The sequence below is a fragment of the Niallia sp. FSL R7-0271 genome, assembly GCF_038005785.1.
Lineage (GTDB): Bacteria > Bacillota > Bacilli > Bacillales > Cytobacillaceae > Niallia.
The window spans coordinates 71,535-96,174 of sequence record NZ_JBBOTZ010000004.1 but is presented as its reverse complement, the minus strand read 5'-3'; the positions used below and the strand labels follow the sequence as shown (position 1 = coordinate 96,174).

Here is a 24,640-nt window from a genome sequence, read left to right as displayed (position 1 = left end):
AATATTTTCATAGATTTATAAACGCAAGAACCACCCTTTATTAGACAGGTTTTAAAAGTACACCTTTATAAACAAAAAAGAACCCAAAGAATTGAGTGTGGAATTTTTGCTCCACGTACGGACCATTTAGTTGAACAAGAGATAAATTAAATAGCTAAGGATTGTGAAGTATTTTATAATGATGAATGCTTTTTATTTTAGTCTAAAAATAAGAATAAAAGGGGTTGTTTAAAAAAAACAATAATATATTGCATATGGATAATGATTTATTGTAAAACGATAAATAAGTGAGGTGCATTTTTATGAAACGAGGAACAACTGTTTTTTTAAAGATAGCTGTTTTTCTTATTGGGATTACGGTACTCGCCTTGTGTATATTTTGGTTGCCTTGGTTAGCAAATGATACGGCAGAAATGTTTCCGGAGTTTGCTTTTTTGCAATATCCTGTATTAATCGGTTTGTATGTAACTGTGATACCATTTTTCCTTGCTCTGTATCAAGCTTTAAAACTTTTAAACTACATTGAAAATAACAATGCTTTTTCGGAATTGTCTGTAAAGGTTTTGAAATATATAAAATACTGTGCAATTACAATCAGTATCTTATATTTGATAGGGACCATCGTTCTTATGTCTCAAAACGCCTTACACCCAGGAATAGCAATTATCGGATTAACAATTATTTTTACTTCTGTTGTTATTGCAGTCTTCACTGCGGTTCTTCAGAAATTATTAAAAAACGTTTTAGATATAAAATCAGAAAATGATTTTACGGTCTGAGGTGAAACAGTGGCAATTATAATCAATATCGATGTGATGTTAGCTAAAAGAAAAATGAGTGTAACAGAACTATCTGAAAGAGTTGGAATCACAATGGCTAACCTTTCTATTTTGAAAAATGGAAAGGCTAAAGCGATTCGATTATCAACTTTAGAAGCTATTTGTAAGGCATTGGACTGTCAACCTGGGGATATTCTTGAATATCAAAGTGACATTGACAATCAAGAATCAACCATTTGATAGTTTAAACACATTAAGAAGGAATGTCATAAAATTGTTGAATTTTAACTAATGATAGTTGGCTAAAAGAGAGGAATGGACTAAATGGCTAAAGAAATGTTTGTGCAAATAAGTGATTGTAAACTATATGCTAAATTGATAGGGGAAAATAATGGAAAACCAACAATAATAATGGACGCTGGATATGGAGACTTTTCCAAGGCTTGGGATTCAGTAATTGGGGATATTTCAATGCTCTCTAATGTTCTAATTTATGATAGAGCAGGACTTGGGAAAAGTGAAACAAGTTCAAACCCCAGAACCAGCCGTGAGATGGTAAAAGAATTGAAGGAACTTCTTATTGAAGCCAATATTAAACCTCCGTACATATTAGTTGGTCACTCATTTGGTGGAGTTAATATGCGGATATATGCAACTGAATATCATAATGAAGTTTGCGGACTTGTCTTAGTTGACTCTACGCCTGAAGATTACAGAGAAAGATTTCTCCCAACGATGTCACAAGATTTTCAACAAGCATACAACAAGCAATTTGTTTATGAAGGCAATTATGATGAATTTATGGAAAGTCTAAAGCAATTAAAAGAAACCAGACTTAAATTAAATGTCCCATTAATTGTTCTTTCAGCTGGTAAGAAAGCTCATTATTCAAAGGAATCACAAGAGTTATGGAATGACATGCAGAGAGAGATTCTTGAAATATCCTCAGATGGTGAATTGGTGATTGCTGAAAACAGTGCTCATTTTATACAAAATGATGAACCAGAAGTAGTAGTTAGTGCGATAAAAAAGCTAATTGACATTTTTAAAAATTAAATTGTGGAGGATAATACTTAAACCTTAAACTCCCTCAGTTTAATACGATTTTCTCCCAACCCAAATACTCGCTATCGGGGTGCGTTAGTTTATTAAGTAATTTTATGGAAGAGGTCAGAATTTAGTTATTCCATTAAATGGCGCTATTCTTGCATAAGGAAGCGCCTTTTAACGGGGATTTGTTTTTAGGGAGATCCCTTAATCCACCTTTTCGAGGGGATGGGCAAAAACACCCATGAAGAATTACATCGAAGATTACAAATGTATGCAATGCAAAAAAACGAATCAGTAAAAGAAGTAATGGAGGAAGTGGTTAAGAAATTATTACGGGGCGGGCAAGGAATGAGGCCTAGGATGCTTAAAGTAATCAATAAAAAATTCAGAGAAGATATAGATGAACTAAAAAAAGTTTTACGTGAGGCATGTTTCAATTCAATAAGACTGAATTCCACAGATAAGGGGACAGCGATTCAGGTTATAATTAGTGAATTTGGAGATGTGAGATTTTTAGAAACCCCAAAGGGAATTGTTCCAATGAGTGTAATAGATTCCAAAGCATATTTACTATATGAATTTGAATGCATTACAGATATTCAAACTTATCGCAATACCACTGACATTCTATCAGGGAATGAAGTGATTACCCCCTTAGCGGGACAGTACAAGGATTTTATGGAATGGCTAATAAAACATGGAATCTTTGAGGAAATTGAGTACGAGTACGAAATCAATAAAGATAATGACTATGAAAATGTTATTGCAGAAGTTTTTCAGAGATATTTTTTCAAATATGACGATGATCCTACTGAGTATTTAAATTTAGTTTATCGTTGGAATCCAACTAAATATAGAGAAATTATAAACATAATTCGTGAAAATAACCTTTCTTCGTATGTCGAAGAACAAGTTGAAAAGGCTTGGAACGAAATTGCTTGCAGAGAAGAATTGGAACTGAATTTCGAATAAAGGTGTGATGACATTTGATTAAAGTGAGAATTACACCTTTGTTAAAAGGCTTGGGGTTTCAGTATGTTGGAGGAAGTTCGTATATTTATAAACAGGGGGATAAGGTGTTCTACGAGGGTCGGATATATAAACGTGGCGGTGAGGATCGTTATATAAAGGTGATTCAGACTCATTACGATGAATTTGGCTATTTACATCATCGTTCATTTTTATGTAAAAATCTTTGTTTAGATATTTCAGATGAACATATTGGTTCAATAATTATTTGGATTGCATTCTTAGCAAGGGAAATTGGCAACTTCGACTATGTAATGAAAAATATGAATTATTGGTTAGGGTTAGAGACAGAAAAATATGAGATAGAACAGACTATAGAAAAAAATAATAAAGATGAAATTACAGAAAAAAAGACGTTTTTAAAAACGTCAAAGAAAATTCGCTTATTTAAGAATATCATGCCACCTTTTGTTTTAGCAACAAAAGGGTTTTATAGAAATTCTAAAAAGTAAAGGAAAAATTATTTAAGTTTGGGTATTTGCGGAAAAATAGACGATCAAAATACAAAATTTTATTTATACGGGAGGATTAAAAGTATGGAAAGACGTTGGAAGTACCAATTAATCCAATTAATTAGAGAAGAGGATTCTAGAAGAAGGAGAGTTCCTAAATGGCATATAAAGAGTGTTGGAAATCATGCAAAAGAATTTCCAGTGATATGTGATCATTCAATGAATTTTACAGGTTCTTATTTAAATGAAAGAGAAACAGAAGGACTGGATAGCGTACCTATTGGTGACGTTTGTGAAAAATGTCTTGAAAAAATGCAACAAGAAATTGATTCTTTACAAGAAGAGTTAAATTATTATAGGGGAACAACTGTTGCAGACAATTAGTGTATTGATGACGTCTTTCATAGCTATTTTACTTTAGAATTATCCAGAAATAGATAGTTTTTTTGTTTATAACGAATCAAAGGGGGAAGGCAACATTGATGCACCCTAAATGGATTGTCTTTCCCTTTCTCCATGTTATTGATATGGCTTCCAAGCTTCTAGACAATGCGATTATGTTGACTAATTCATCGTATAGAGTAATTGCTATGTCTAGTAATGAAGAATTAAATGATCCACATTTCAATGAAGGAATCCGAAACAAAGCCCGACGTTAAGACGTCGAGCCTCTTTCTATAACTTTATGCATTGTTTTTATAAACCTCTTTACTTCCCTACGGTTGCTAAACGTTTCTTCCCTTATTTTGTAATCGATAAAGCAAGCATTCTCGTTGGCATTGTAGCAAAGACGATAAAACGATAACGGGATATCCCTTTTCACATTTTTGGGGCTACTGATTAAAATCGACTCACTATAGTTATATAGCGTACATCAGATTTATCTCGATTTGATTTTCTTCGAGCCACTTATTTTCTAACATGAGACCTACTTTTTCATTCATCGCTTCAGCTCCCGGTCCTAAATTAATATGTATACTCGTTTATCATACTTTATAAACAGTTACAATCGATATCTCATATATGAACGTTTTATTAACGTTTCCCTACGATTATTAAAAATTCTATTGTAAGTTTCCCGAGATCCGGCAGGCAGGCGCAAAAGCGTTAGCATAATTAGAAGTAGGGGTTTGAAGTATTGATTTCTTTTACATTAAGATCTTCATTAAAAGGCCCAATCGTGGAATAACCTTTTGACTTTAACGATATTTATTGTTCTATTATTAAGTGTTTAGAAACATTTAAAACAAAAATTATACAACAATTATATTTCAATCCCGTCCTAATTCTTTTATGGGATTATGTTTGTTTGAGGGTGTAAGAATTAAAATTTTTAATATCACTACACATTTTTTCCGAGTTCCTTCAATTATATATACTCCCCAAATACTTTAGAATTCCAACCATGAATTGCATGTCGTTCCTTTTCAAAAATCTTTTCTAAATAAATCATAGTTGTTTCAATTTTGTCGTGCCCGAGGGAGCGCATAATCTGATAAATATCCACCCCACTTTTATGAGAGATGATCGCAAAGGCATGACGAAAAGTATGCGGTCCAACAGGTGATGAACGATGTAAAAGAAAAGGAAGGTTGGTTTCCTTTATCATTTTGGTTAAGTACTGGGATAAATAAGATGGTGTATAGGCCTTACCAGTATTAGTTGTCACTAATGGCCTCTTCTTATCCGCAACCGATACATCCTCAAGTCCCCGAGCATTCCGAAATATATGAATACTATTCAAGGTTTTTTCCTTTAAAGGAATCTGTCTCCGTTTGTTTCCCTTTCCTAAAACGTTCAGATGATAGCTGTTGGTAATTGAATCATATTCGAGATCTCCTACCTTTAACTTACAGAACTCCTCATTTCTCAAACCAGTCGTGGTCAGAATATGAATGATTGCAAAGGCTACAGGATGATTGATTTTACGAAAATGATCAAGCAGCTGCATTACTTCTTGCGGTCCAAGGTCACGATTAGGCCGATCATCTTTTCTTACCGTTGCCGTAAATAACCCGTTATGCAACGGTTCATGAATATACTCCACTTCGTACATGAACTGCAGAAAGTTTTTAATAATCGTTGTTTTTCTGGCCAAGGTTGCTGGGGAGTACGATCCATTCTTTTGTACATACGGGCTTCTTTCTGCTAGCCATTCTTGGTATCTTCTAATATGGCGTGGGGAAAGTGATTTGAATAAAGAACCTTCTATTATATAGTCCATATCGATATCAATTTCTTTAGAATACTGAACTAGCTGTTCTACAAATTGTGTGAGTTCCCGTTCATATTCTTTGATCGTTCTCGTGGATTTGTCATGCTGCCGATTCAAATGTTCCTTCCGATATAAAAACCACTGAATCATTTCTACATCAGAAAAATCCGCAAATCGCTTTTCCTGATTTTTTTCCGCCAGATCCAATCGCTCTTGTAAAAGATGAATGGAAGAACTATCTTGAATCTTCTTTTTCCATTCACTTACTTGAAGGTTTTTATTATTCAATATTAAATCAATCATATTTAATTCACCTTCTTTTTATCTATTTAATCATATTATCTATTAAGAATAAATTTATTAATTTCCATTAATATAATCAGTTAATTAAATTATAACAAATATTAAATTACATATATATTCTTATTAACATAAAAAAATGTTCCCTTTGTTTATATAAGATTAAATATATATATTATTAGATTTTATTATTATCTATATATTTATTGATGTTTAATTATATATAATTTAGAATAAACTTAATTAAGTATGTAAAAATATATAGTTTAATTTATATTGTTAGTAGATATCTAATAATTATAACTTAATAATAACTATTTATTGCTTTTATTATTATTTAAGATAAAGAAAAAATATATATGTAGGGTAAAAAGTATTAATTAAACATGGAAGGGGGATTTTGCCGTGGAATTGGGAAGGTCGGAGATCAATGAATGGTATACACAAAAACAAGTGGCTGAACGGTTAGGGGTTTCAAAGGCAACAGTTTACCATTATGCCAAACAAAATAAAATTAGAAAAATGGCAGATCCTCATCGGCTACATCGAGAAGCTCGATACTATAAAGAGGAAGTGGATCGATTAGCCAGTGAGAGGGAGCAATATCCAACAGGTATGCGACCTTCAGAAGTGGCCAAACAGTTGGGTTTATCTGTTCAAAGTGTCTATAAATATATCAAGGATGGAACTATTAAAGCTGTGGAGGTACCTTTCGGTGATGAAAGAACGAATTATGTCATCTCAGAAGAAGCGTTCCTGGAGGTAAAAGATTTGTTTCAGTCCTTGGAATCTGAACGTATCCGGAAAAATGAATATTATGATTCTAACTATGACATTGCACTTTTTCAGTATTTCCAATCTCAAGATAGTAGAGTTGCGAGAGTAATGAAAGATGAGGAGTTAAATTGGGGATTTTATCTTCCGTACTATCAAAAATGGGTGGAATTTAATGAAGGAATTGAAAAATATGGGTTGGAACCTTGTTATGAAATCCATAAAGATGCACTAGATTATAAAGGTTACGTTTATATCGAGATTCCAAAAGGGGAGGATATTTTATATCCGTTTATTGATTTTTTATATGAATCTTGGGGAATTGAAAATGTAGGGATTCGGGAACAGGAGCAGGGTGTATATATTTCGATGAAGGCTGGGGAAATATCTCTTCAACATTCTATTTCTTTTAACTTGGACCAGCTTATTCCTTTTATAAAAGAGGGAACGGTTGAGATTGCAGAGGGGTTATTTATTGTTCGAAGTGCTTATCGCAAAACGAATTTAGAGTTGCCAATCAATATGTTGGATGAGGCAAAGCAATTAGCAGAAAAAAAGAATCTTACCATGAGCCAGTGGGTAGAGCAGGTTATTCAACAAGCTCTACAGATGGGAGAATCCTAGAGAGAAAGGATTTGTTACAACTTCTGAAGAATAATATAGGAATACACGATTATGAATTTAAAACAGTTAACATAGAGACATGTTTATAAAAAGTATATAATAGGAAGAAACTCAAATTCCCTATGAGGAGTGAGGCTGTATGTTTGAACAAATTGATCAAAAAAAAGCGCTCTTAGATAGCAAACGCCCATTACCGAGATATACTATAAAAAGTTTACGTGAAAAATTATTACTAGAGTGGACCTATCACTCCAATGCCATTGAAGGGAATACGCTCACCATCAATGAAACGAAAGTGGTTTTGGAAGGAATTACGGTCGGAGGCAAAACACTTCGTGAGCATTTAGAGGTTATTAACCACCGAGAGGCGGTTGCTTATGTAGAAGAAATTGTCCATAAAGGAGAACCTTTATCTGAATGGCAGATTAAGAATTTACATCGATTAGTACTTAAAGGGATTGATGATGCGTATGCAGGCGTCTATCGAGATCAGCAGGTTTTTATCTCAGGTGCTTCACATGTACCACCAGCTCCTTATTTAATTCAGGAACAGATGGAACAAGTGATGACATGGTATCAATCAGAAGCTAAATCCCTTCATCCAGTGGAACATGGAGCAATGTTACATGCTATTTTTGTCGGTATTCATCCATTTATTGATGGAAATGGGCGAACCGCACGTTTATTACTTAATTTAGAACTCATGAAAGATGGATTTCCACCTGTCATTATTAAAGTAGCGAATCGACTAGAATATTATGATGCGCTGGATAAAGCTCATACATCAAAAGATTACCATGACTTTATTCAATTAGTAGCAGCTGAGGTGGAAGATTCACTCAATTTATATTTAAGTGTAATTAGTTAAATTTACTGCTGCAGTAGAGGTTCAATATAGGTAATATAGATTTTAAAAAATAAAGCTGATAAAAATCCTGTATTAGTGAAGTGAACCCGAATAGTGGCACATGAAAAAAACACCTCCTGAATTCGCATACTAAGTATGCAAATTCAATGGAGGTGTTTTTGGTTTGAAAACAAGAGTTCATTACCCAGAAGAAATAAAGTGGAAAGTGATTGAAATGAAAAAGGATGGATATTCCAATCGGACAATTATGGAGAAGCTTGGAATTAAAAATGTTTCCCAAATTAAGACATGGATGAAATGGTATCGTACCGGTCAAACGTACCGTTTTCAACAACCTGTAGGAAAACAATATTCTTATGGAAAAGGGCCAAAAGAGTTAAATGAATTGGAACAGTTACGCTTAGAAAATAAACATCTAAAAACAAAATTACTTGTATGGGGAAAGTATCTAGAAATCGAAAGGGGCTGAAACCAGAAACTGTAGTTACTTTATGGAACGATTTAAAAACAAAGCTAACGGTAAAAGAATTGTGTAACGTATTAGAATTACCCCGGTCCACATTTTATCGTTGGTTACAACGAACGGAAGATCTAAAAGAGGATATAGAAGAGAAAGTAAAGGATGTTTGTCTTAGGCATAGATTCCGGTATGGATATCGAAGAGTGACCGCTACTCTTCGAAAAATGGGACTGTGTGTCAATCATAAAAAAGTATTACGAATCATGAGACAAAATCATATTCTTTCAAAAGTACGTCGAAAGAAAAAGAAATATATCAATGGTGCGGAACCAATGGTAGCCCCTCATCGATTGGAGCGCCAATTCGATGCATCCAGACCAAATGAAAAGTGGTTTACGGATGTAACTTATTTATTATTTGGAGAGCGTACCTTGTATTTATCAACGATTATGGATGCCTTTAATCGTGAAATTATTAGTTGTGTCATCAGCGAGTCGCAAACACTAACATTGGCGATGAAGACATTAAAACAAGCAATGAGAGGGCGAAAAGTAAAAGGTGTCCTTCTTCACTCGGATCAAGGAAGTATTTATACAGCAAAAGAATTTCAAGCGTACGCCAAAGAAAACGGCATTATCACCAGCATGTCCCGGAAAGGAAATTGCCATGATAATGCCGTCATGGAAAGCTTCTTTGGTCATTTGAAAAGTGAAGCTTTCTATTCACAAAAGATAACAAAAGTATCCAACACAACTGTGCGAAAGATTGTGCTAGAATACATTCATTACTACAATTGTGTGCGAATTCAAGAAAAATTAAACCACCTATCCCCTAAAGAATTTAGGGAACAAGTGGTTTAGGTGTTTTGATTGGTGTCCCGTTTTCAGGGTTCACTTCATAGTTTAAGCAGGATTTTTTTGCTCTTGTTGAAATGGTATCCCTTTGTTACTTCATACTTCATTATAGTGTCATATTGTGGAGCAAGTCCTTTTAAAGAAAATTATATCTATATGTTAAATTGTAAAGGAGATTGTGAAATTATATACCTAAGGTAACGGAAGGTTAGTTTAGGAGTGGTGTTTTTAAATCATACAACCTCTTTTGATTAGTTACCATTTGGTTCTAAAAAATACTGGTAAGGAATACCTTGGAGACATTAATAGAATGTATGAATCTAGCAATGAAATAAAGGTTTATATTGAAACTAATGAAAAGTTAAAAACCGTCTCAGAAGAAGTAAAGGATTTTAATATTTATAATGAAGAAGAAAGACTACAAGAAAATTTAGATTTGTCGGAAGGGGGTATGTCCGTTCTTAAACCAAATCAAGAAGGAGACTATACCTTTAATTTTGTTTTTTAAAGAATTCCTCCAGCGAAAGTTTCCATTTAGGCGCTTCTAAATAATGGATTAATAAAATGTTCCCAAATCTTCTACAAAGGAACACAAAATGTCTACTAAAAGTATAGGTCATAAACAATTAATAAGTCTATGAAAAAGTGGTAACTAGGTCGAAGCAAGACCAAGTCCCATTTTTTTTAATTTTGACTCATTGATAGGGTTGGATCTGGTAAGGCAACAGATTAAAACGGTAAAAGATCGATATTACATGAAAGAAATTGTTTTAGGAATTGAAACTACTGGTCACTATTAGGACCTAGTTCTTCTTTGTCAGTTAGAAGGATATCATGTTCGTACGATTATTGCTGTACTACTGTGGAGGAAAGAAAAGCCCTTTTAAACTGGTCAAAAACAGATAATGTGAACCTTATGGCTATTCTACAATCCATGATTAATGGCCGGGGCACCTTTAATGAACTGCCTACAGGGAAGGTTCATGACCTACAAAAATTAATACATGCCCGCAGGGAACTTGTCAATGAAAGGAGCTCCACCGAGAATCTAATTCTTGTATATATGGATCATACATATCTTTCGAAAGTTTCAGAGTAAATCTATATGGAAAGATGGAAAGTGAAAACATGTCCGGCCCTTTTCTAAAAATTTTGGGAAAGCTCCTTGTTATCTCATGCGATATTATCCGCATCCTAGTGACATTCTAGAGCTTGGGGAACAGGAATAATGAGACCTTTCGGTCCGTGAAAACTTAAAGCTAAGGGATTCATGTATTCAACTTCTATTAGATTTTGCCAAGACATCCATTTCTAAGCCTAGAGAAAAGGTAGAAACAGAAATCTTCCTTTTGGCTCAAAAACTAGACCAATTACACTTTTTAAGTGACCAAATTAAAATCTTAAAAAGAAAAATCGAAGGTTTATTTGTTCAAATAAAAGGAGCCTTCATTTTCAGCATTCAAGGTATAGGTGTTGTATCAGGAGCTGAACTCTACGCATAAATGGGGGGACCTTCGATACGCTGTGACGCCCCGAAAAACCTTGTTTCACACTTTGAAGAAATGCGGGGGAAGGTTCTCCGGAACCGTCACAGTGGTCAACCCGAAGTAGTTAAGATTTGCAGTATAAGAGGAAAAGTTTTTTCTTTTCCTCTTATATCAATAGTAATCTAGTTGAGATTATCTAGTAAAAAGGTTAATGCTTGAACTTGCATTTGTAACTAGCCAACCTGCACCAATAACTCCAGCATCATTTCCAAGAGTTGCCCGTAATATTTTCGTATTCGAAGATGATGCTGGAAATGCAAACTTTTGATAATAATTTATTACTGGCTTAATTAATGTTTCACCTGCATTGGAAACTCCACCGCCAATGATAATGGCTTCAGGATTTATAACGGTACTCAAGGTTCCTAGTGCATAACCTAAATAAAAAGAAACCTCATCCACTATTTTTAATGCTAGTTCATCAGCTTGAGCGGCCAAATCAAATACATCTTTGGCAGTTAACTCTTCATCTTTTATTTTTCTTAGTTTCGTTTCTGTTTTACAGGATTTTAACTTTTCTTTGGTTACATGCAAGATTCCATTTGCAGAGACTATCGTTTCTAAGCATCCTGTCTTACCACAGTTACACATTTGGCCGTTTTCTAATTTTACTGTCATATGACCAATTTCACCAGCAGCACCTTTTATTCCTTCTACAATATTTCCTTTTGTGATAACACCACCACCGACACCGGTACCTAATGTGATGCATATTAATTCCTTTAATCCTTCTCCTGCTCCTTTCCACATCTCTCCTAAGGCAGCACAATTTGCATCATTGCCTACAAAGACAGGAATAGATAGGAGATTTTCTAATTGGCTTTTTAACGGGAAATTGGTCCATCCTAAATTAACCGCTTTTGTTATAACTCCCTCATTCATTACAGGACCAGGAGCACCAATCCCTGCACCTATAAATTGTTCTAAGTTCAGATCTAATTCTATTAAAATGTGATAAAAAGCCTCTTTAATATGAGGCAAAATATTTTGACCCTTTTCACTTGTATCCGTTGGAATTTGCCATTTATGCACAAAACCTCCTTCATTCGTTAGAATAGCCAATTTTGTTGATGTTCCACCCAAATCAATTGCAAAGATTAAACCTTCCATTTTCATCATCCTATCGTTGAATATTAATCATAAATACTTAGTTGCTTGCGTCATCTAGGAGCTGGAAAACCCTACTTGGATAGGAAAAGGACTGCGAGAAAAAACCCAGTCCTTTTGTTTTCTGTTTATAAAAATTTTCTAATGAAATTACTTCGCTAACCCTTCTGAAATTAATGCTTGAACATCAGAAGTTAATTTTTCCCCGTTAGACTTGATGATTTCTTTATACCAATAGAAGCTATCCTTTTTTATACGCTCCATTGATGCGTTATCATCAAAATCTCTGTCAATATATACAAATCCATATCGTTTTTGATAACCATTTAACCAGCTGAGTAAATCTGTTAAAGACCAAGGTGTATAGCCAATCACCTCGGAACCATCCGCAATAGCGTTTTGAATCGCCTTCGCATGATCACGCAAATATTTAATTCGATAGTCATCATGAATTCTGCCATCTTCAACCGTATCGAATTCCCCTAATCCATTCTCTGTAATAAGAACCGGAAGATTGTATCGACTTGTAATTCTGGTAATTGCTACTTGTAAACCAGTTGGATCAATGGTCCAGTCCCAATTTGTTGCATCTGTAAACGGATTTTTTACTATTTTGTACAGGCCAGGAATCCCTTTCTCAGGAGTTGTTCCCTTTTCACCCGTGTTATTAAATGCATGGTTCATTTGAACTCCATCAAGTGGATTGGCAACAACTGTTTCTGTCCGGTAGTAGTTTACTCCCATAAAGTCTGGTTTCGCTTTCTCAAGTAACTGCCAATCGCTTTCTTCAATTTCAGGCAGTAAATCATTTTCCTCCAAGTATCGCCACATTCTCTTAGGATATCTGCCAAACGCATAGACATCCATCCAAAAATAATTGTTATAATCATTCGCTTCATCTGCTGCTAATACATTTTCTGGCTTAGAATCTAATGGATAGTATGGCGAGTAAGCAAAACTTGGACCAATCTTTCCATCTGGTACATAATCATGAAATACACTAATAGCAGCTGCGCTAGCAAGATTCGCAATATGGTTAGCCTGATACATTCGTTTTCTGTCCTGTACACCCGGCGGATGGATGCCGGCCTCATATCCGTGACCAATAAAGACATTTTGTTCGTTTAATGTAACCCAATATTTAACCCGGTCTCCATACCGTTTAAATAAGGTAATGGCGAAGTTCTTAAAATCCTCAATGACCCTTCTTGATTCCCATGCTCCATATTCCTCCATTAGAGCTTGAGGGATATCCCAGTGATAGATGGTTAATACAGGTTCAATTTTATTGGCGATTAATTCATTTATAATATCATCGTAAAATTGAAGTCCTTTCTCATTCACTTCACCGTACCCTTTAGGATAAATCCGGCTCCATGCTACAGAGAATCGATACGCTTTCAGACCCATTTCAGCCATTAAACGAATATCTTCTTTATATCTGTGATAATGGTCAACTGCAACATCACCGTTTGTTCCTTTTAGTGTCTTGCCGGGAATATGAGAAAAGACATCCCAAACTGAAGGACCTTTCCCATCCTCATTCCATGCACCTTCTATTTCATAAGCTGCAGAAGCCGCTCCCCATAAAAAGTCTTTAGGAAATGCTTGTTTTTTGATATGTTCCAATTTAATATCCTCCTCTTATGATGCTAATTGGCTTAATACGAAAGTTAATGCCTTTTCAGGATTCCTAGTCAAATCTATATATTCTTTACCACCTGTAGATACCAATTTGATTCCTAAACGATCTGTATCCTTTTTTAGCACTTCATAGTTTGATGCAACCTGTGGAGCTAAAATAACTAAATCATAATCTTTCAAAATATCATTATGTGATCCATAGGCTCCTGCCGCAGCTGAAATAGAAACATTACATTCTTTTGCACCTTTTGTTAAGGCATTAGCTAATAATCCGCTTGTACCACCGCCTGCACAAAGGACTAAAACATTTTTCTCATCTGTTATTATGTCTTGTTTAACTTCAAGTACAACTGTTTCGCTTTTCGGAGCAATTACTTCTTTGACAGGATGATTATTTTCTTCAAGTTCTTCTTGAACCTTTTGCTTGTCGTAAACTTTGAAGAATGGATAATAAATAAGAAAGTCTACCATTAATAATAGAATGGCCAAGAGAAAGGCAAAACCGGCAAATCCAGTACCCATGATGATTCCAAGTGGACCAGGAGTTGTCCAAGGCAAGACATACATGAATGAATTCATACCTAAAACATCAACAAAGAATTTAAAAAGCCAAACGTTTACAATCGGTGCAAGTATAAATGGTACAAAGAAAACGGGATTTAGAACGATCGGTGCACCAAATAATAATGGTTCATTGACACCAAAAAGAACCGGGATGGAAGAAGCTTTACCAACAGCTTTTAGTTGTTTTGACTTTGCTAAGAAAGCGAACATTAAAGTAACAACTAAAGTTGCGCCAGTTCCGCCTAAAGTAGCAACGAATTGTTGAACACCAGGTGTTAAAATATTTACTGCTTGTTCCCCGTTTTGATACATTTGTAGGTTTGCTTCAATATTAACGTAATAAATTGCCGCAACAGCTGGTTCTACAATTGAAGGGCCATGTATGCCGATAAACCAGAATAATGCTATCGCACCATAAACAATCGTGAGACCTAAATAACCATCAGCCGCTGAAAAGAGAGGTTTGAAGAATTCTATAACTGCCTGCGCAAAGTTTATTTCGAAAAAGCTTCTAAATGCCAGGTCAAAAAGCCAGAAGAAGATCGTTGTAACTGCAAATGGAATTAAATCCTTGAACGTTTGGGCAATATTTGGCGGAACTTCTTCAGGTAATTTGATTGTCACGTTATTTTTGATACATACTTTATAAATATTAGCTACAATAAAAGCAATAATAAATGCTGTAAGTAATCCGGTTGATCCCATATATCCACTTGCAAAACCACCGTCAATTGGATTAGCAGCTAACAGCAAAAATCCAACAATAGCCGCTAGCATCGTAGATATATTACTTATCTGATTATTCTTTGGCAATTCCCGATTAAATGAGTCAGTTAAATGTTTTGCTGTAGTAGCCGCGACAACTAAGCCCAATATTCCCATTGAATATGCATACGGTTTCATTAATATTGTTTCAATTTCTTTGCTCCAATAAAAACCAAAAATATTCGGCACGTATGCTACCAGTAAAAAAATACTTGAGAATAAGACAATCGGCATTCCAGAAATGAAGCCATCTCTAACCGCTCTTAAATAGATATTCCGAGAAACCTTTTCGAAAAAAGGTTTCATTTTTTCTATTTGTGCAATTAAGGAATTCATCATGGAGTTCATAAATAATCATCCCTTCGTATAAATCTCAATTAAATGTTCAACAATATCACTTAATAGTAAGGTAGTCATTAAATGATCCTGGGCATGTACCATAATAAAGCCTAACTCAACGGATTCCCCGCCAGCCTCTGCTGCTAGTATTTGGGTTTGGGAATTATGTGCTTCTACTAAGCTTTCCTTCGCCTCTTTCACTAGTCCTTCTGCAGCATCTAGGTTGCTTTTTTTTGCTTCATTAACAGCTTGTAATAATTTGGAACGTGCTTCACCGGCGAATGCAACAATTTCGAAACCTACCATGCTCACTTCTTCTTTATTCATATCTAATACTCCTTACTGAAAATAATAGAAATGCTTTGTTTTTGTTTGTATTATGTTCTATTATTTTCCTTTTTGTTTATTTTTGTTTACATTTAAACTATAAATCAGCGATTATTTTTTTGTCAACCGTTTTCATTAACTGTTAATATATTATTCGCTAATTGTATCACCACTATTTTTTTGTTTGACATTTATCGTTTCGGGTGATAAATTCTAGGAAAAGGAACAAAATCAAACATTTTAGAACAAATCGAGAAGGGAGTGACAGTGTGCTTAAAGAGCAACGCCTAGAAACCATATTAAAGTTAATTAATACTCATGGAATGGTGCGCGTCTCAGAAATCACTGAATTATTAAATGTAACAGAAATGACTGTTCGACGAGATTTACAGCTGCTTGAGGATTTAGGTCAAGTTGAGAGAATTCATGGGGGAGCAAAAGCTGTCAATGGATTTTCTGATAAAGAGCTGACTCATATTGAGAAGCAAGGCATCAATATAGAAGAAAAACAACAAATTGCTAGAACGATTGCCTCCTTAATCGAAGAAAATGACACAATTTTTCTCGGTCCAGGTACAACGATTGAGTATGTGTATGACTTCTTGACGGTATTTCCTGCAAGAATCGTGACCAATTCCATTCATGTTTTCAACCGTTTTAATAAAAACGAAGGTTATGATCTTATTTTAATTGGTGGAAGCTATCGAGCTCGAACTGGAGCCTTTGTCGGAAGCTTCGCGAATAATACATTAAAAAAGATTAATGTAAAAAAAGCCTTTATAGGCGCAAATGGCGTCCATGGGAATGAAGTTTACACAGCTAATGAAGAGGAAGGAATTACACAGAGCATTATTTTAGATAATGCCCACGAAAAATACATTGTTGCTGATTATAGCAAAATTTGGGGACAGGACTTTTTTAGCTTCTATCATTTGGATGGGGTAACTGCTTTAATAACCGATGATCAAATTCCCGAAGAAAAGAAGCTTAAGCTAGAAGAGTTTGTAAAAGTAATTTATTAAATATGAGGTGAATGGACATGAACATATTATTAGGATCAGATAAAGCTGGGTTAGAGTTGAAAAATCATATAAAAACTTTCTTAGAAGAAAAAAACATCGATGTAATAGATAAAACACTAGATGGAGCCGTTGACTTTGTAGATTCAACTGTTTTAGTCGCAAATGAAGTAAAAGAAGGCAGCGATTCACTTGCTATTCTGATCGATTCCTATGGAGCGGGTTCTTTTATGGCAGCAACCAAAATAAAAGGCATCGTTTGTGCGGAAGTCTCTGATGAACGATCAGCAAGAATGACAAGGGACCATAATAACACTTCTATTATTACGATGGGGGCCGAAGTTGTAGGTAAAGGCTTGGCTGAAAGTATTGTGATGGCCTTTATTAACTCAAAGTACTCAGGGGGACGCCATCAAATCCGAGTAGATATGTTAAACAAAATGATGTAAAACGTATAAACCATTTAAAGAGATTACATTAAAAGAATGAGGGAGAGTATAAGATGATTATTTCATTAGGTTGTGACCATATTGTAACAGATGTAAAAATGGCAGTTTCTGACCATTTAAAATCTAAAGGACATACGGTTGTTGATATGGGGACGTATGATTTTACAAGAACACATTATCCTATCTATGGGAAAAAGGTGGCAGAAGCGGTTACGACCGGAGAAGCTGATTTAGGTGTAGTGATTTGCGGAACAGGTGTAGGAATTACAAATTCAGCCGCTAAAGTACTAGGAGCAAGAGCAGCATTGGTAAGAGACGTTGCCACGGCCAAATATGCTAAAGAAAAACTAAATGCAAATGTCATTGGCGTTGGAGGCAAAATTACTGGAGAACATTTAATCCTAGAGATTGTCGATCACTTTATCGAAGCAAAATATGATGAAACAAAGGAAAACAACCAATTAGTGAAAAAAATTATGTCCCTTGAACCAGAAAATGATCATCAAACAGGAGACATTCACTTTTTTGACGAGTTCCTAGAAAAATGGGATAGGGGCGAATATCACGATTGATGATAAGCAATGAAATGAAAGGCTTTGTTAAACATCCTTGTTGATGCTGCAATTGCCTTCGGGGCATACGTTCAGCCATTTATGCAGAAAAATGCTGATCACATGGCCCAAAGGCAATTTATCAACATTCATCATAAACAGAGCTAAAAAAGAAAAAACACGAGAAAGAGGCAGTGAAATGATTTTATCAGTCACAATGAATCCCTCAGTTGATATTTCTTACCCTCTTAAACAATTTAAATTAAATGAGATTAATAGAATAGAACATGTGAGTAAAACCGCAGGCGGAAAAGGATTAAATGTTACACGGGTTATTTCACAATTAGAAGAAGATGTTCTGGCTACTGGTGTTATTGGCGGCACCCTTGGTGATTTTATCAACCAAGAATTAAAAAAAGCTGGTATTAAAAATGACTTTTTAAAGACTGAAAAAGAATCACGAAATTGTATTGCCATTCTTCACGAAGGAATGCAAACAGAGATCCTCGAATCGGGTCCAACCCTATCCCTAAAAGAAGGCAAAGCATTTTTAGATAAATTTGAAGGTCTATTATCAAAGACCTCATTTGTTACGATTTCAGGAAGTCTGCCAAAAGGGTTACCCGATGATTTCTACCATCAAATGCTAGTCATCAGTCATAAAAAAGACGTTCCTGTGATACTTGACTCCTCGGGAGAATCCTTAAAACAAGTACTTCTTCATAAGGAAAAGCCCTTTGCCATTAAACCAAACCATACTGAATTGTCTCAGCTTATTGGGAAAGAGGTCAATAATGATAGAAATCTCTTAAAAGAAGTATTATCGCATGAATTATTTAACGATATTGAATGCGTGATGGTTTCAATGGGAAGTAAAGGTGCTTTGGTTAAATATAAGGATCGATTCTATAACGCAATTATACCAAAAATTAATGTGGTAAATCCAGTAGGATCAGGTGATGCGACAGTTGCGGGGTTAGCTGTTTCTTTAAATAGAGGGGAATCCATTGAAACCGCCATCAAAACCTCGATGACGGCAGGGATGCTGAACACAATAGAAGCTGGGACCGGAAGCGTTAATCTGAACCACTTTCTGCACTATTTTAATTTAGTTGAGATAAACGAAATCTACTAAAAAGGGAGACTACTACTATGCTATCATTAAAAAAGAATAAATTAGAAGCATTGAAACGATTATCAAATGAAAACGGAGTAATCGGGGCACTTGCGATTGACCAACGTGGATCTCTTAAGAAAATGATTGCTAATGCAAGTGATCAGGAGATTGGAGATGAAGGAATCATTACGTATAAAAAATTGGTATCGGAGGAACTGACACCTTTTGCTTCATCGATCTTACTTGATCCTGAATATGGCTTACCCGCTTCGAAAATAAGACATCAAGATGCCGGACTCATCATGGCTTATGAAAAAACAGGCTATGATGCATCAGAGCCAGGACGCCTGCCTGATTTATTGGAGGAATGGTCTGTTAAACGCCTAAAAGACCTTGGTGCCGATGCTATTAAATTTTTACTCTACTATGATGTAGATGAAGAAGAAAAAATTAATGAGTATAAACATGTATATATGGAGCGAATTGGTTCAGAATGTGAGGCTGAAGAAATCCCCTTCTTTTTAGAAATTGTGACTTATGATGCCAATAACGATGATGTAAAAGGAAAAGAATATGCCAAGGTGAAACCTCATAAAGTGATTGATGCAATGAAGGAATTCTCAAAACCACAATACAAAGTGGACGTCCTGAAAGTCGAAGTTCCTGTTAATATGAAATTCGTAGAAGGATATGGAGATGAAGTTATCCATTCTAGGGAAGAAGCGCTTCAATTATTTAAAGAACAAAGTGATGCTACGACGTTACCATTCATCTTTTTAAGTGCGGGTGTTTCAGCGCAGTTATTCCAAGATACATTAACATTTGCAAAAGAGGCGGGATCTACCTTTAATGGTGTATTATGCGGACGAGCAACCTGGAAGAATGGTGTTAATGTTTTCGGTGAAAAAGGTGAACAAGATGGCCGAGAATGGCTAAGATCAGAAGGCAGACAAAACATCGAAGAACTTAATGCCGTTTTAAAAGAAACAGCAAGTCCATGGTTTGATAAAGTAGAAAATATTTAATTAAAAACTCATTGAGTAAAGCAGAGTATATGATATTACTCTGCTTTTACCATTTTTCAATATGGCTGAAAGAAGTATCTAGACATAATTATATAAGGAGGAATCATTATGGTATTAAAACCTAAGGCTATTTTCTTGGACATGGATGGTACCATATTAAATCACCAAAATAAGGTGCGAATTCAAACAAAGGAAATCATTGATGCATTACGTAATCAAGGAATATACGTTATTCTAGCTACAGGTAGAGATGCGGATGAAATAGAAAGATTAGTCCCAAAAGGTTTTCAAGTTGATGGGTTAATTACCTCAAATGGTGCGACAGGGTATGTAGGGAAAAAAGTTATATTTAAACATTCACTATCACTTAGATTGGTGGAAACTATTATTAACAAAGCTAGAGAAAATAAAGTATATTATGAGCTTTACCCTTATGGAGCATCCCGAGTTATATTAAAACAAGATCAACAATATGTTTTAAATGAAGTAAAAGAACCGAAACCAAACAGTGTCGGTATGAACGAGTGGCTTTCTCGTAAGCATTCCATTAAAGAAGAAATAGCATGGATGGATAAAATAGAAGGAAATGAATTCTCAAAGTTCTACTTCTTTGCTAGAACAAAAAAACAAATAAATAGTTGGAAAAATGAACTTGATAAAATTAAGCAGGTAATGGATTTTACTACCTCTTCATCTACTGAACACAATGTTGAATTAATGGCTGCAAACGTGAATAAAGCAACAGGGATAAAACAGATGCTGCAGCATTTTAGTTTGTCCGGAGGAGAGACTCTCGCTATTGGGGACAGCGATAATGATTTACCAATGTTACAGTTTGTTAGTTATGCTGTCGCTATGAAAAACGCTCCAGAACATATCAAAGAAATCGCGGATGATGTAACGGAATTCACCTGCGATGAAGATGGAGTATACCATTATCTTAAATCTAAAGTACTGTCACTGTGACCGCCCGAAGTTTATTGAGATTTTTAGAATCAAAAAACCGGTCACTGTGACACTCCGAAAAAACTGGTTTTCATGAGAGATTTGTAATATACAAGAAAAGGAGGTTAATCATTTGAGATAATGATTAACCTCCTTTTCTTGTATATTATTATGATGTGTTCGATAATTATAAATAACACATAGCTTGTGATGGAAATTATCGAACGAATTATGTTATTTCAGAAAAGGCATTCCTAGAAGCAAAAGAATTGTTTCAGTCCTTGGAATTTGAGCGTGTTCGAAAAAATGAATATTATGATACTAACCATGATATTGTGCTTTTTCAGTACTTTCAATCTCCAGATAGTACAGCTGCCAGGGTGATGAAAGATGAAGAATTAAACTGGGGATTTTATCTTCCATACTATCAAAAATGGGTAGAATATAATGAAGGGATTGAAAAGTATGGCCTAGAACCTTGTTATGAAATCCATAAAGATATACTAGATTATAAAGGCTACGTTCATATCCAGATTCCTAAAGGGGAGGATATTTTATATCCGTTTATTGACTTTTTGTATGAATCTTGGGGAATTGAAAATGTAGGGATTCGGGAACAGGAGCAGGGTGTGTATATTTCGATGAAAGCAGGGGAAATATCCCTCCATCATTCTGTTCCTTTTAAACTAGACCAGCTTATTCCTTTTATAAAAGAGGGAACGATTGAGATTGCTGAAGGCTTCTTGGTTGTTCGGAGTGCTTATCGTAAAACGAATTTAGAACTACCAATAAAGATGTTGGACACTGTAAAGCAATTAGCCGAACAAGAGAATATCACCATGAGCCAATGGGTAGAACGAACAATTAATCAAGCACTTGAAAGCGTTCACCAAAGAAGAAGAGTTTAAAATGAATACTGTAGCTCTGAAATATCACCGAAAAAATAAATGCGTTTATTTTGCATCGAGTGACCAATTACGCACAAAATAAAAGATAGCTTCGTTTAAATGCGATTCTCAAGCACTGAATAGCCCCTGTTCATATGAATAAGTGGCTATTTTATTTTATTATTAGTTTTTTATTTTTTTATAAAAGTTAACTAGGTTAATATGGTTAATCAATCGATAATATAATATTTAAAAGGTTAATATTTTTTTAAAATGAGATGTTAGTAATGTATTGAGAAAAGGTTAAAGTTTTAGTTTAACAGAAACAATTAAATCTATTCTTCTCGTTTGTAACGATAGATGAAGAGGAATTGGAATGATACAATAAATGAAATAAATATATCTTTTTAGTTAACTTTATTAACCTAGTTAACATAGTAATATAATTGATTTGAATAAGGATTGATATGCTGACCGGAATAGCTAATGAATACCAGTCTTACGTTGATGAAAATAAGAAATTGAAAGAAGAGTTTGCTACTGAGCGAGAAGAGTTAAAGGCGCAGATACAGAAACACTTTTATGAAACGGTTGACATAAAGGAGGAAATTGAAAATTTGAACGATCAAATGGAAGCGTTAAAAGAACATCACATGGTAGAGTTAGAGCGAAAAGATGAAAAAGCACTTAACGAAAAGAATAACGCTTTGCTAGAATTAGAAAGAGAGTATCAAAAAAAATTAACTACTGCTAATGAAGAATATGCAAATCAAATACGCAAGATGAATGAAGCTTATACTAACCAAATACAACAGTTGTATGAACAAATGAATCGACTTCGTGAAAAATAAAAGAACAAGTTAAACGTATTGAAATAAAAAAACCACAAGTTGCATTGTAATGTGCATTGTGGTTTTTTTATTTTAGTTCATTTTGTTGTTCACTTTATAAAATTATCGTGATTTGTAAATGATTAACCTAGTAAACTAGATTAACCTATTGGTATTGATATATTTTAAGGTTAATATATCAAGCGATATTCTTATGAATACACAATTTGGTTATAGGCGTGTCTATCTTCGTCTCTGTAAGCTAAGATGCTTTTGACATTCCCACCATCGTTCCACATTCTACCGGCAATCCCCTCGTTTTCTTCCACATGGATTAATTCAATTTCAAGAGTAGGAAATTTCTCGCAGGCTTCCTGAAACCAGTGTTCATCCGGACTCCAACGAGTCTCAAACAACAAAAAAATTTCTTCTGCTGTTTGACGAATATAAAGAGAGCCATCATAGTTTTTCGGGGCTTTTACCTCTGATACTAAAAAGCTCATTCTTTCCTTTTCATTTCCTTTCACAATAAGAGTATTAGGGGTACAGCCACATGCCCATCAACTTAAGAATTTTCACTACCCCCAAGTGACAAAAAACGTTATTCTTTCTAAAAAGCTAGCTAGAAAGGGTGACATTTTTTATGAATCTTTCGATTCAAGATGAATTACAACTATTTTCTGAAGAACTGTATCGTCATTTAACCCCTTCTCTTTTGGAAGAACTCGCAAAAGAATTAGGTTTTGTAAAAAGAAAACGAAAGTTTTCTGGAAATGAATTAGCTACCATATGTATTTGGGTAAGTCAACGTACAGCGAGTGACTCGCTTGTTCGACTATGCAGTCAATTACATGCGGCCACAGGCACTCTTATGAGTCCAGAAGGACTCAATAAACGCTTTGATAAAAAAGCGGTTGAATTTTTGAAATATATTTTTTCGGCATTATGGAAAAGTAAAATCTGTGAAACATCGGCCATTTCAAGCGCGGCGCTCACGTATTTTCAACGAATTCGTATTTTAGATGCGACGATTTTCCAAGTACCAAAACATTTAGCCCATGTATATCCTGGATCAGGTGGTTGTGCACAAACAGCGGGTATCAAGATTCAATTAGAATATGACTTACATAGCGGACAGTTTCTAAACTTTCAGATAGGTCCAGGAAAAAATAATGATAAGACCTTTGGAACAGAATGCTTAGACACATTACGTCCAAGCGATTTATGTATCCGTGATTTAGGTTATTTTTCATTAGAAGACTTAGATCAAATGGATCAACGAGGTGCTTATTATATATCCAGATTAAAATTAAACCATACCGTGTATGTAAAAAATCCGTTTCCAGAATACTTTCGAAACGGAACCGTAAAAAAGCAATCACAGTATATCCAAGTTGATTTAGAACATATTATGAACAATTTAAAACCCGGTCAAACATACGAAATAAAAGAAGCTTACATTGGAAAGAATCAAAAACTATTCACACGTGTAATTATCTATCGTTTAACAGACAAACAGATACAGGAACGTAGAAAAAAACAAAGTTACACTGAAAGTAAAAAGGGTATTACATTTTCAGAAAAGAGTAAACGATTAACGGGTATCAACATATATGTCTCAAATACGCCTGAAGGAGTTGTTCCGATGGAACAAATACATGACTTTTACTCCCTTCGCTGGCAAATAGAAATTATTTTTAAAACGTGGAAATCCTTATTTCAAATTCATCATTGGCAAACTATCAAAAAAGAGCGATTAGAATGTCATGTGTATGGAAGACTTATTGCCATCTTTATCTGTTCTTCTACGATGTTTAAGATGCGTAAACTTCTTTTGCAAAAGAACAAAAGAGAATTAAGTGAATATAAAGCCATTGGGATGATTCAAGATCATGTATCGCTGTTATATCAAGCGATACAGAGAAACACCCAAAATCTAACAAAGATTTTAATCCGTTTGTTCGACCTCCTACAGAAGAATGGACGGAAATCTCATCGATATGAGAAGAAAACTATCTTTGATATTATGGGTGTTGTCTATGAGTATAATGGGTTTGGAAAACAAAAGAAAGCTGCATAATTTTTAAAATGAAACTCGTTAGAGTTTATTTGGTGTGTG

The 24,640-nt window shown here is 34.7% G+C and carries 27 protein-coding genes; 21 read left to right on the top strand and 6 right to left on the bottom strand.

Going from position 1 to position 24,640, the window contains the following annotated elements; genetic code table 11:
• The first annotated feature begins 302 nt into the window (after nt 1–302).
• The 7 genes from MKX82_RS29705 (at nt 303) to MKX82_RS29675 (ending at nt 3,969) form a co-directional block, all read left to right on the top strand.
• Nucleotides 303–779 carry a DUF2975 domain-containing protein gene (locus MKX82_RS29705; RefSeq protein WP_000820334.1) on the top strand — a complete coding sequence of 159 codons (477 nt, stop codon included), beginning with the start codon at nt 303–305 and terminating at the stop codon, nt 777–779.
• A 9-nt stretch (nt 780–788) separates the two neighbouring features.
• Entirely contained in the window at nt 789–1,019 is a 231-nt protein-coding gene (locus tag MKX82_RS29700) for a helix-turn-helix domain-containing protein (protein WP_000974627.1), read from the top strand.
• Nucleotides 1,020–1,103: 84 nt separating this feature from the next.
• A complete protein-coding gene (locus MKX82_RS29695) occupies nt 1,104–1,835 on the top strand; it encodes an alpha/beta fold hydrolase (RefSeq protein WP_001040756.1) in 732 nt (243 codons plus the stop codon).
• Between the two features lie 270 nt (nt 1,836–2,105).
• On the top strand, nt 2,106–2,801 hold the full coding sequence (locus tag MKX82_RS29690; protein ID WP_161799219.1) for a hypothetical protein: 696 nt from the start codon (nt 2,106–2,108) through the stop codon (nt 2,799–2,801).
• A gap of 14 nt (nt 2,802–2,815) precedes the next feature.
• Nucleotides 2,816–3,310 carry a hypothetical protein gene (locus MKX82_RS29685; RefSeq protein WP_002170402.1) on the top strand — a complete coding sequence of 165 codons (495 nt, stop codon included), beginning with the start codon at nt 2,816–2,818 and terminating at the stop codon, nt 3,308–3,310.
• An 84-nt stretch (nt 3,311–3,394) separates the two neighbouring features.
• The gene (locus tag MKX82_RS29680; RefSeq protein ID WP_000442224.1) at nt 3,395–3,694 is read left to right on the top strand and encodes a hypothetical protein; all 300 of its coding nucleotides are present in this window, start codon (nt 3,395–3,397) and stop codon (nt 3,692–3,694) included.
• 95 nt (nt 3,695–3,789) lie between these two features.
• Nucleotides 3,790–3,969, top strand: a complete 180-nt coding sequence (locus MKX82_RS29675) for a hypothetical protein (protein WP_341082273.1) — start codon at nt 3,790–3,792, stop codon at nt 3,967–3,969.
• A gap of 710 nt (nt 3,970–4,679) precedes the next feature.
• On the opposite strand, the gene MKX82_RS29670 is transcribed toward MKX82_RS29675, so the two are convergent.
• Nucleotides 4,680–5,828, bottom strand: coding sequence for a tyrosine-type recombinase/integrase (locus tag MKX82_RS29670; RefSeq protein WP_000566232.1), 1,149 nt, complete (start codon nt 5,826–5,828; stop codon nt 4,680–4,682).
• Between the two features lie 402 nt (nt 5,829–6,230).
• On the opposite strand from MKX82_RS29670, the gene MKX82_RS29665 reads away from it, so the two are divergent.
• The 5 genes from MKX82_RS29665 (at nt 6,231) to MKX82_RS29645 (ending at nt 10,907) form a co-directional block, all read left to right on the top strand.
• Nucleotides 6,231–7,223 (top strand): helix-turn-helix domain-containing protein, encoded by a 993-nt coding sequence (locus tag MKX82_RS29665; RefSeq protein ID WP_000418884.1) that lies wholly within the window; start codon nt 6,231–6,233, stop codon nt 7,221–7,223.
• Nucleotides 7,224–7,362: 139 nt separating this feature from the next.
• Nucleotides 7,363–8,091, top strand: coding sequence for a Fic family protein (locus MKX82_RS29660; RefSeq protein WP_000462861.1), 729 nt, complete (start codon nt 7,363–7,365; stop codon nt 8,089–8,091).
• A gap of 163 nt (nt 8,092–8,254) precedes the next feature.
• Nucleotides 8,255–9,411, top strand: a protein-coding gene (locus MKX82_RS29655) for an IS3 family transposase (protein WP_085964999.1) whose coding sequence is annotated in 2 segments (ribosomal slippage) — nt 8,255–8,507 and nt 8,507–9,411 — 1,158 coding nt in all. Because the reading frame shifts where the segments join, the coding sequence is not laid out codon by codon here.
• 304 nt (nt 9,412–9,715) lie between these two features.
• On the top strand, nt 9,716–9,913 hold the full coding sequence (locus MKX82_RS29650; RefSeq protein WP_000273339.1) for a hypothetical protein: 198 nt from the start codon (nt 9,716–9,718) through the stop codon (nt 9,911–9,913).
• An 841-nt stretch (nt 9,914–10,754) separates the two neighbouring features.
• Entirely contained in the window at nt 10,755–10,907 is a 153-nt protein-coding gene (locus MKX82_RS29645; RefSeq protein ID WP_001998766.1) for a hypothetical protein, read from the top strand.
• Nucleotides 10,908–11,084: 177 nt separating this feature from the next.
• Here MKX82_RS29645 and MKX82_RS29640 read toward each other — a convergent pair whose 3' ends face one another.
• The 4 genes from MKX82_RS29640 to MKX82_RS29625 all read right to left on the bottom strand — a co-directional run bounded on the left by MKX82_RS29640 (nt 11,085) and on the right by MKX82_RS29625 (nt 15,698).
• Nucleotides 11,085–12,062 (bottom strand): ROK family glucokinase, encoded by a 978-nt coding sequence (locus tag MKX82_RS29640; protein WP_000398674.1) that lies wholly within the window; start codon nt 12,060–12,062, stop codon nt 11,085–11,087.
• A 147-nt stretch (nt 12,063–12,209) separates the two neighbouring features.
• Nucleotides 12,210–13,688: a glycoside hydrolase family 1 protein gene (locus MKX82_RS29635; RefSeq protein ID WP_000400079.1), complete on the bottom strand. Its 1,479-nt coding sequence runs from the start codon at nt 13,686–13,688 to the stop codon at nt 12,210–12,212.
• A gap of 15 nt (nt 13,689–13,703) precedes the next feature.
• Complete coding sequence (locus MKX82_RS29630; RefSeq protein WP_033674580.1) at nt 13,704–15,368, bottom strand: lactose-specific PTS transporter subunit EIIC; 1,665 nt, start codon at nt 15,366–15,368, stop codon at nt 13,704–13,706.
• Between the two features lie 18 nt (nt 15,369–15,386).
• Nucleotides 15,387–15,698 carry a PTS lactose/cellobiose transporter subunit IIA gene (locus tag MKX82_RS29625; RefSeq protein WP_001030968.1) on the bottom strand — a complete coding sequence of 104 codons (312 nt, stop codon included), beginning with the start codon at nt 15,696–15,698 and terminating at the stop codon, nt 15,387–15,389.
• Nucleotides 15,699–15,967: 269 nt separating this feature from the next.
• On the opposite strand from MKX82_RS29625, the gene MKX82_RS29620 reads away from it, so the two are divergent.
• The 8 genes from MKX82_RS29620 (at nt 15,968) to MKX82_RS29585 (ending at nt 22,542) form a co-directional block, all read left to right on the top strand.
• Nucleotides 15,968–16,720, top strand: coding sequence for a DeoR/GlpR family DNA-binding transcription regulator (locus MKX82_RS29620; protein WP_000910758.1), 753 nt, complete (start codon nt 15,968–15,970; stop codon nt 16,718–16,720).
• 17 nt (nt 16,721–16,737) lie between these two features.
• The gene (gene lacA, locus MKX82_RS29615) at nt 16,738–17,166 is read left to right on the top strand and encodes a galactose-6-phosphate isomerase subunit LacA (RefSeq protein WP_001023673.1); all 429 of its coding nucleotides are present in this window, start codon (nt 16,738–16,740) and stop codon (nt 17,164–17,166) included.
• Between the two features lie 53 nt (nt 17,167–17,219).
• Nucleotides 17,220–17,738: a galactose-6-phosphate isomerase subunit LacB gene (gene lacB, locus MKX82_RS29610; protein WP_000587220.1), complete on the top strand. Its 519-nt coding sequence runs from the start codon at nt 17,220–17,222 to the stop codon at nt 17,736–17,738.
• Between the two features lie 178 nt (nt 17,739–17,916).
• Nucleotides 17,917–18,852, top strand: coding sequence for a hexose kinase (locus MKX82_RS29605; protein WP_000603954.1), 936 nt, complete (start codon nt 17,917–17,919; stop codon nt 18,850–18,852).
• A 17-nt stretch (nt 18,853–18,869) separates the two neighbouring features.
• Nucleotides 18,870–19,859, top strand: a complete 990-nt coding sequence (gene lacD / locus MKX82_RS29600) for a tagatose-bisphosphate aldolase (protein WP_000949804.1) — start codon at nt 18,870–18,872, stop codon at nt 19,857–19,859.
• 108 nt (nt 19,860–19,967) lie between these two features.
• Nucleotides 19,968–20,825 (top strand): HAD family hydrolase, encoded by an 858-nt coding sequence (locus MKX82_RS29595; RefSeq protein ID WP_000243342.1) that lies wholly within the window; start codon nt 19,968–19,970, stop codon nt 20,823–20,825.
• A gap of 260 nt (nt 20,826–21,085) precedes the next feature.
• Nucleotides 21,086–21,712: a hypothetical protein gene (locus MKX82_RS29590; protein WP_001998774.1), complete on the top strand. Its 627-nt coding sequence runs from the start codon at nt 21,086–21,088 to the stop codon at nt 21,710–21,712.
• A 446-nt stretch (nt 21,713–22,158) separates the two neighbouring features.
• Nucleotides 22,159–22,542, top strand: a complete 384-nt coding sequence (locus tag MKX82_RS29585) for a hypothetical protein (protein ID WP_000955217.1) — start codon at nt 22,159–22,161, stop codon at nt 22,540–22,542.
• Between the two features lie 191 nt (nt 22,543–22,733).
• Here MKX82_RS29585 and MKX82_RS29580 read toward each other — a convergent pair whose 3' ends face one another.
• On the bottom strand, nt 22,734–23,024 hold the full coding sequence (locus MKX82_RS29580; protein WP_000009206.1) for a DUF1281 family ferredoxin-like fold protein: 291 nt from the start codon (nt 23,022–23,024) through the stop codon (nt 22,734–22,736).
• A 140-nt stretch (nt 23,025–23,164) separates the two neighbouring features.
• Between MKX82_RS29580 and MKX82_RS29575 the strand changes: the two genes are divergently transcribed.
• Nucleotides 23,165–24,601, top strand: a complete 1,437-nt coding sequence (locus MKX82_RS29575) for an IS4 family transposase (RefSeq protein WP_001053964.1) — start codon at nt 23,165–23,167, stop codon at nt 24,599–24,601.
• Nucleotides 24,602–24,640 lie beyond the last annotated feature (39 nt).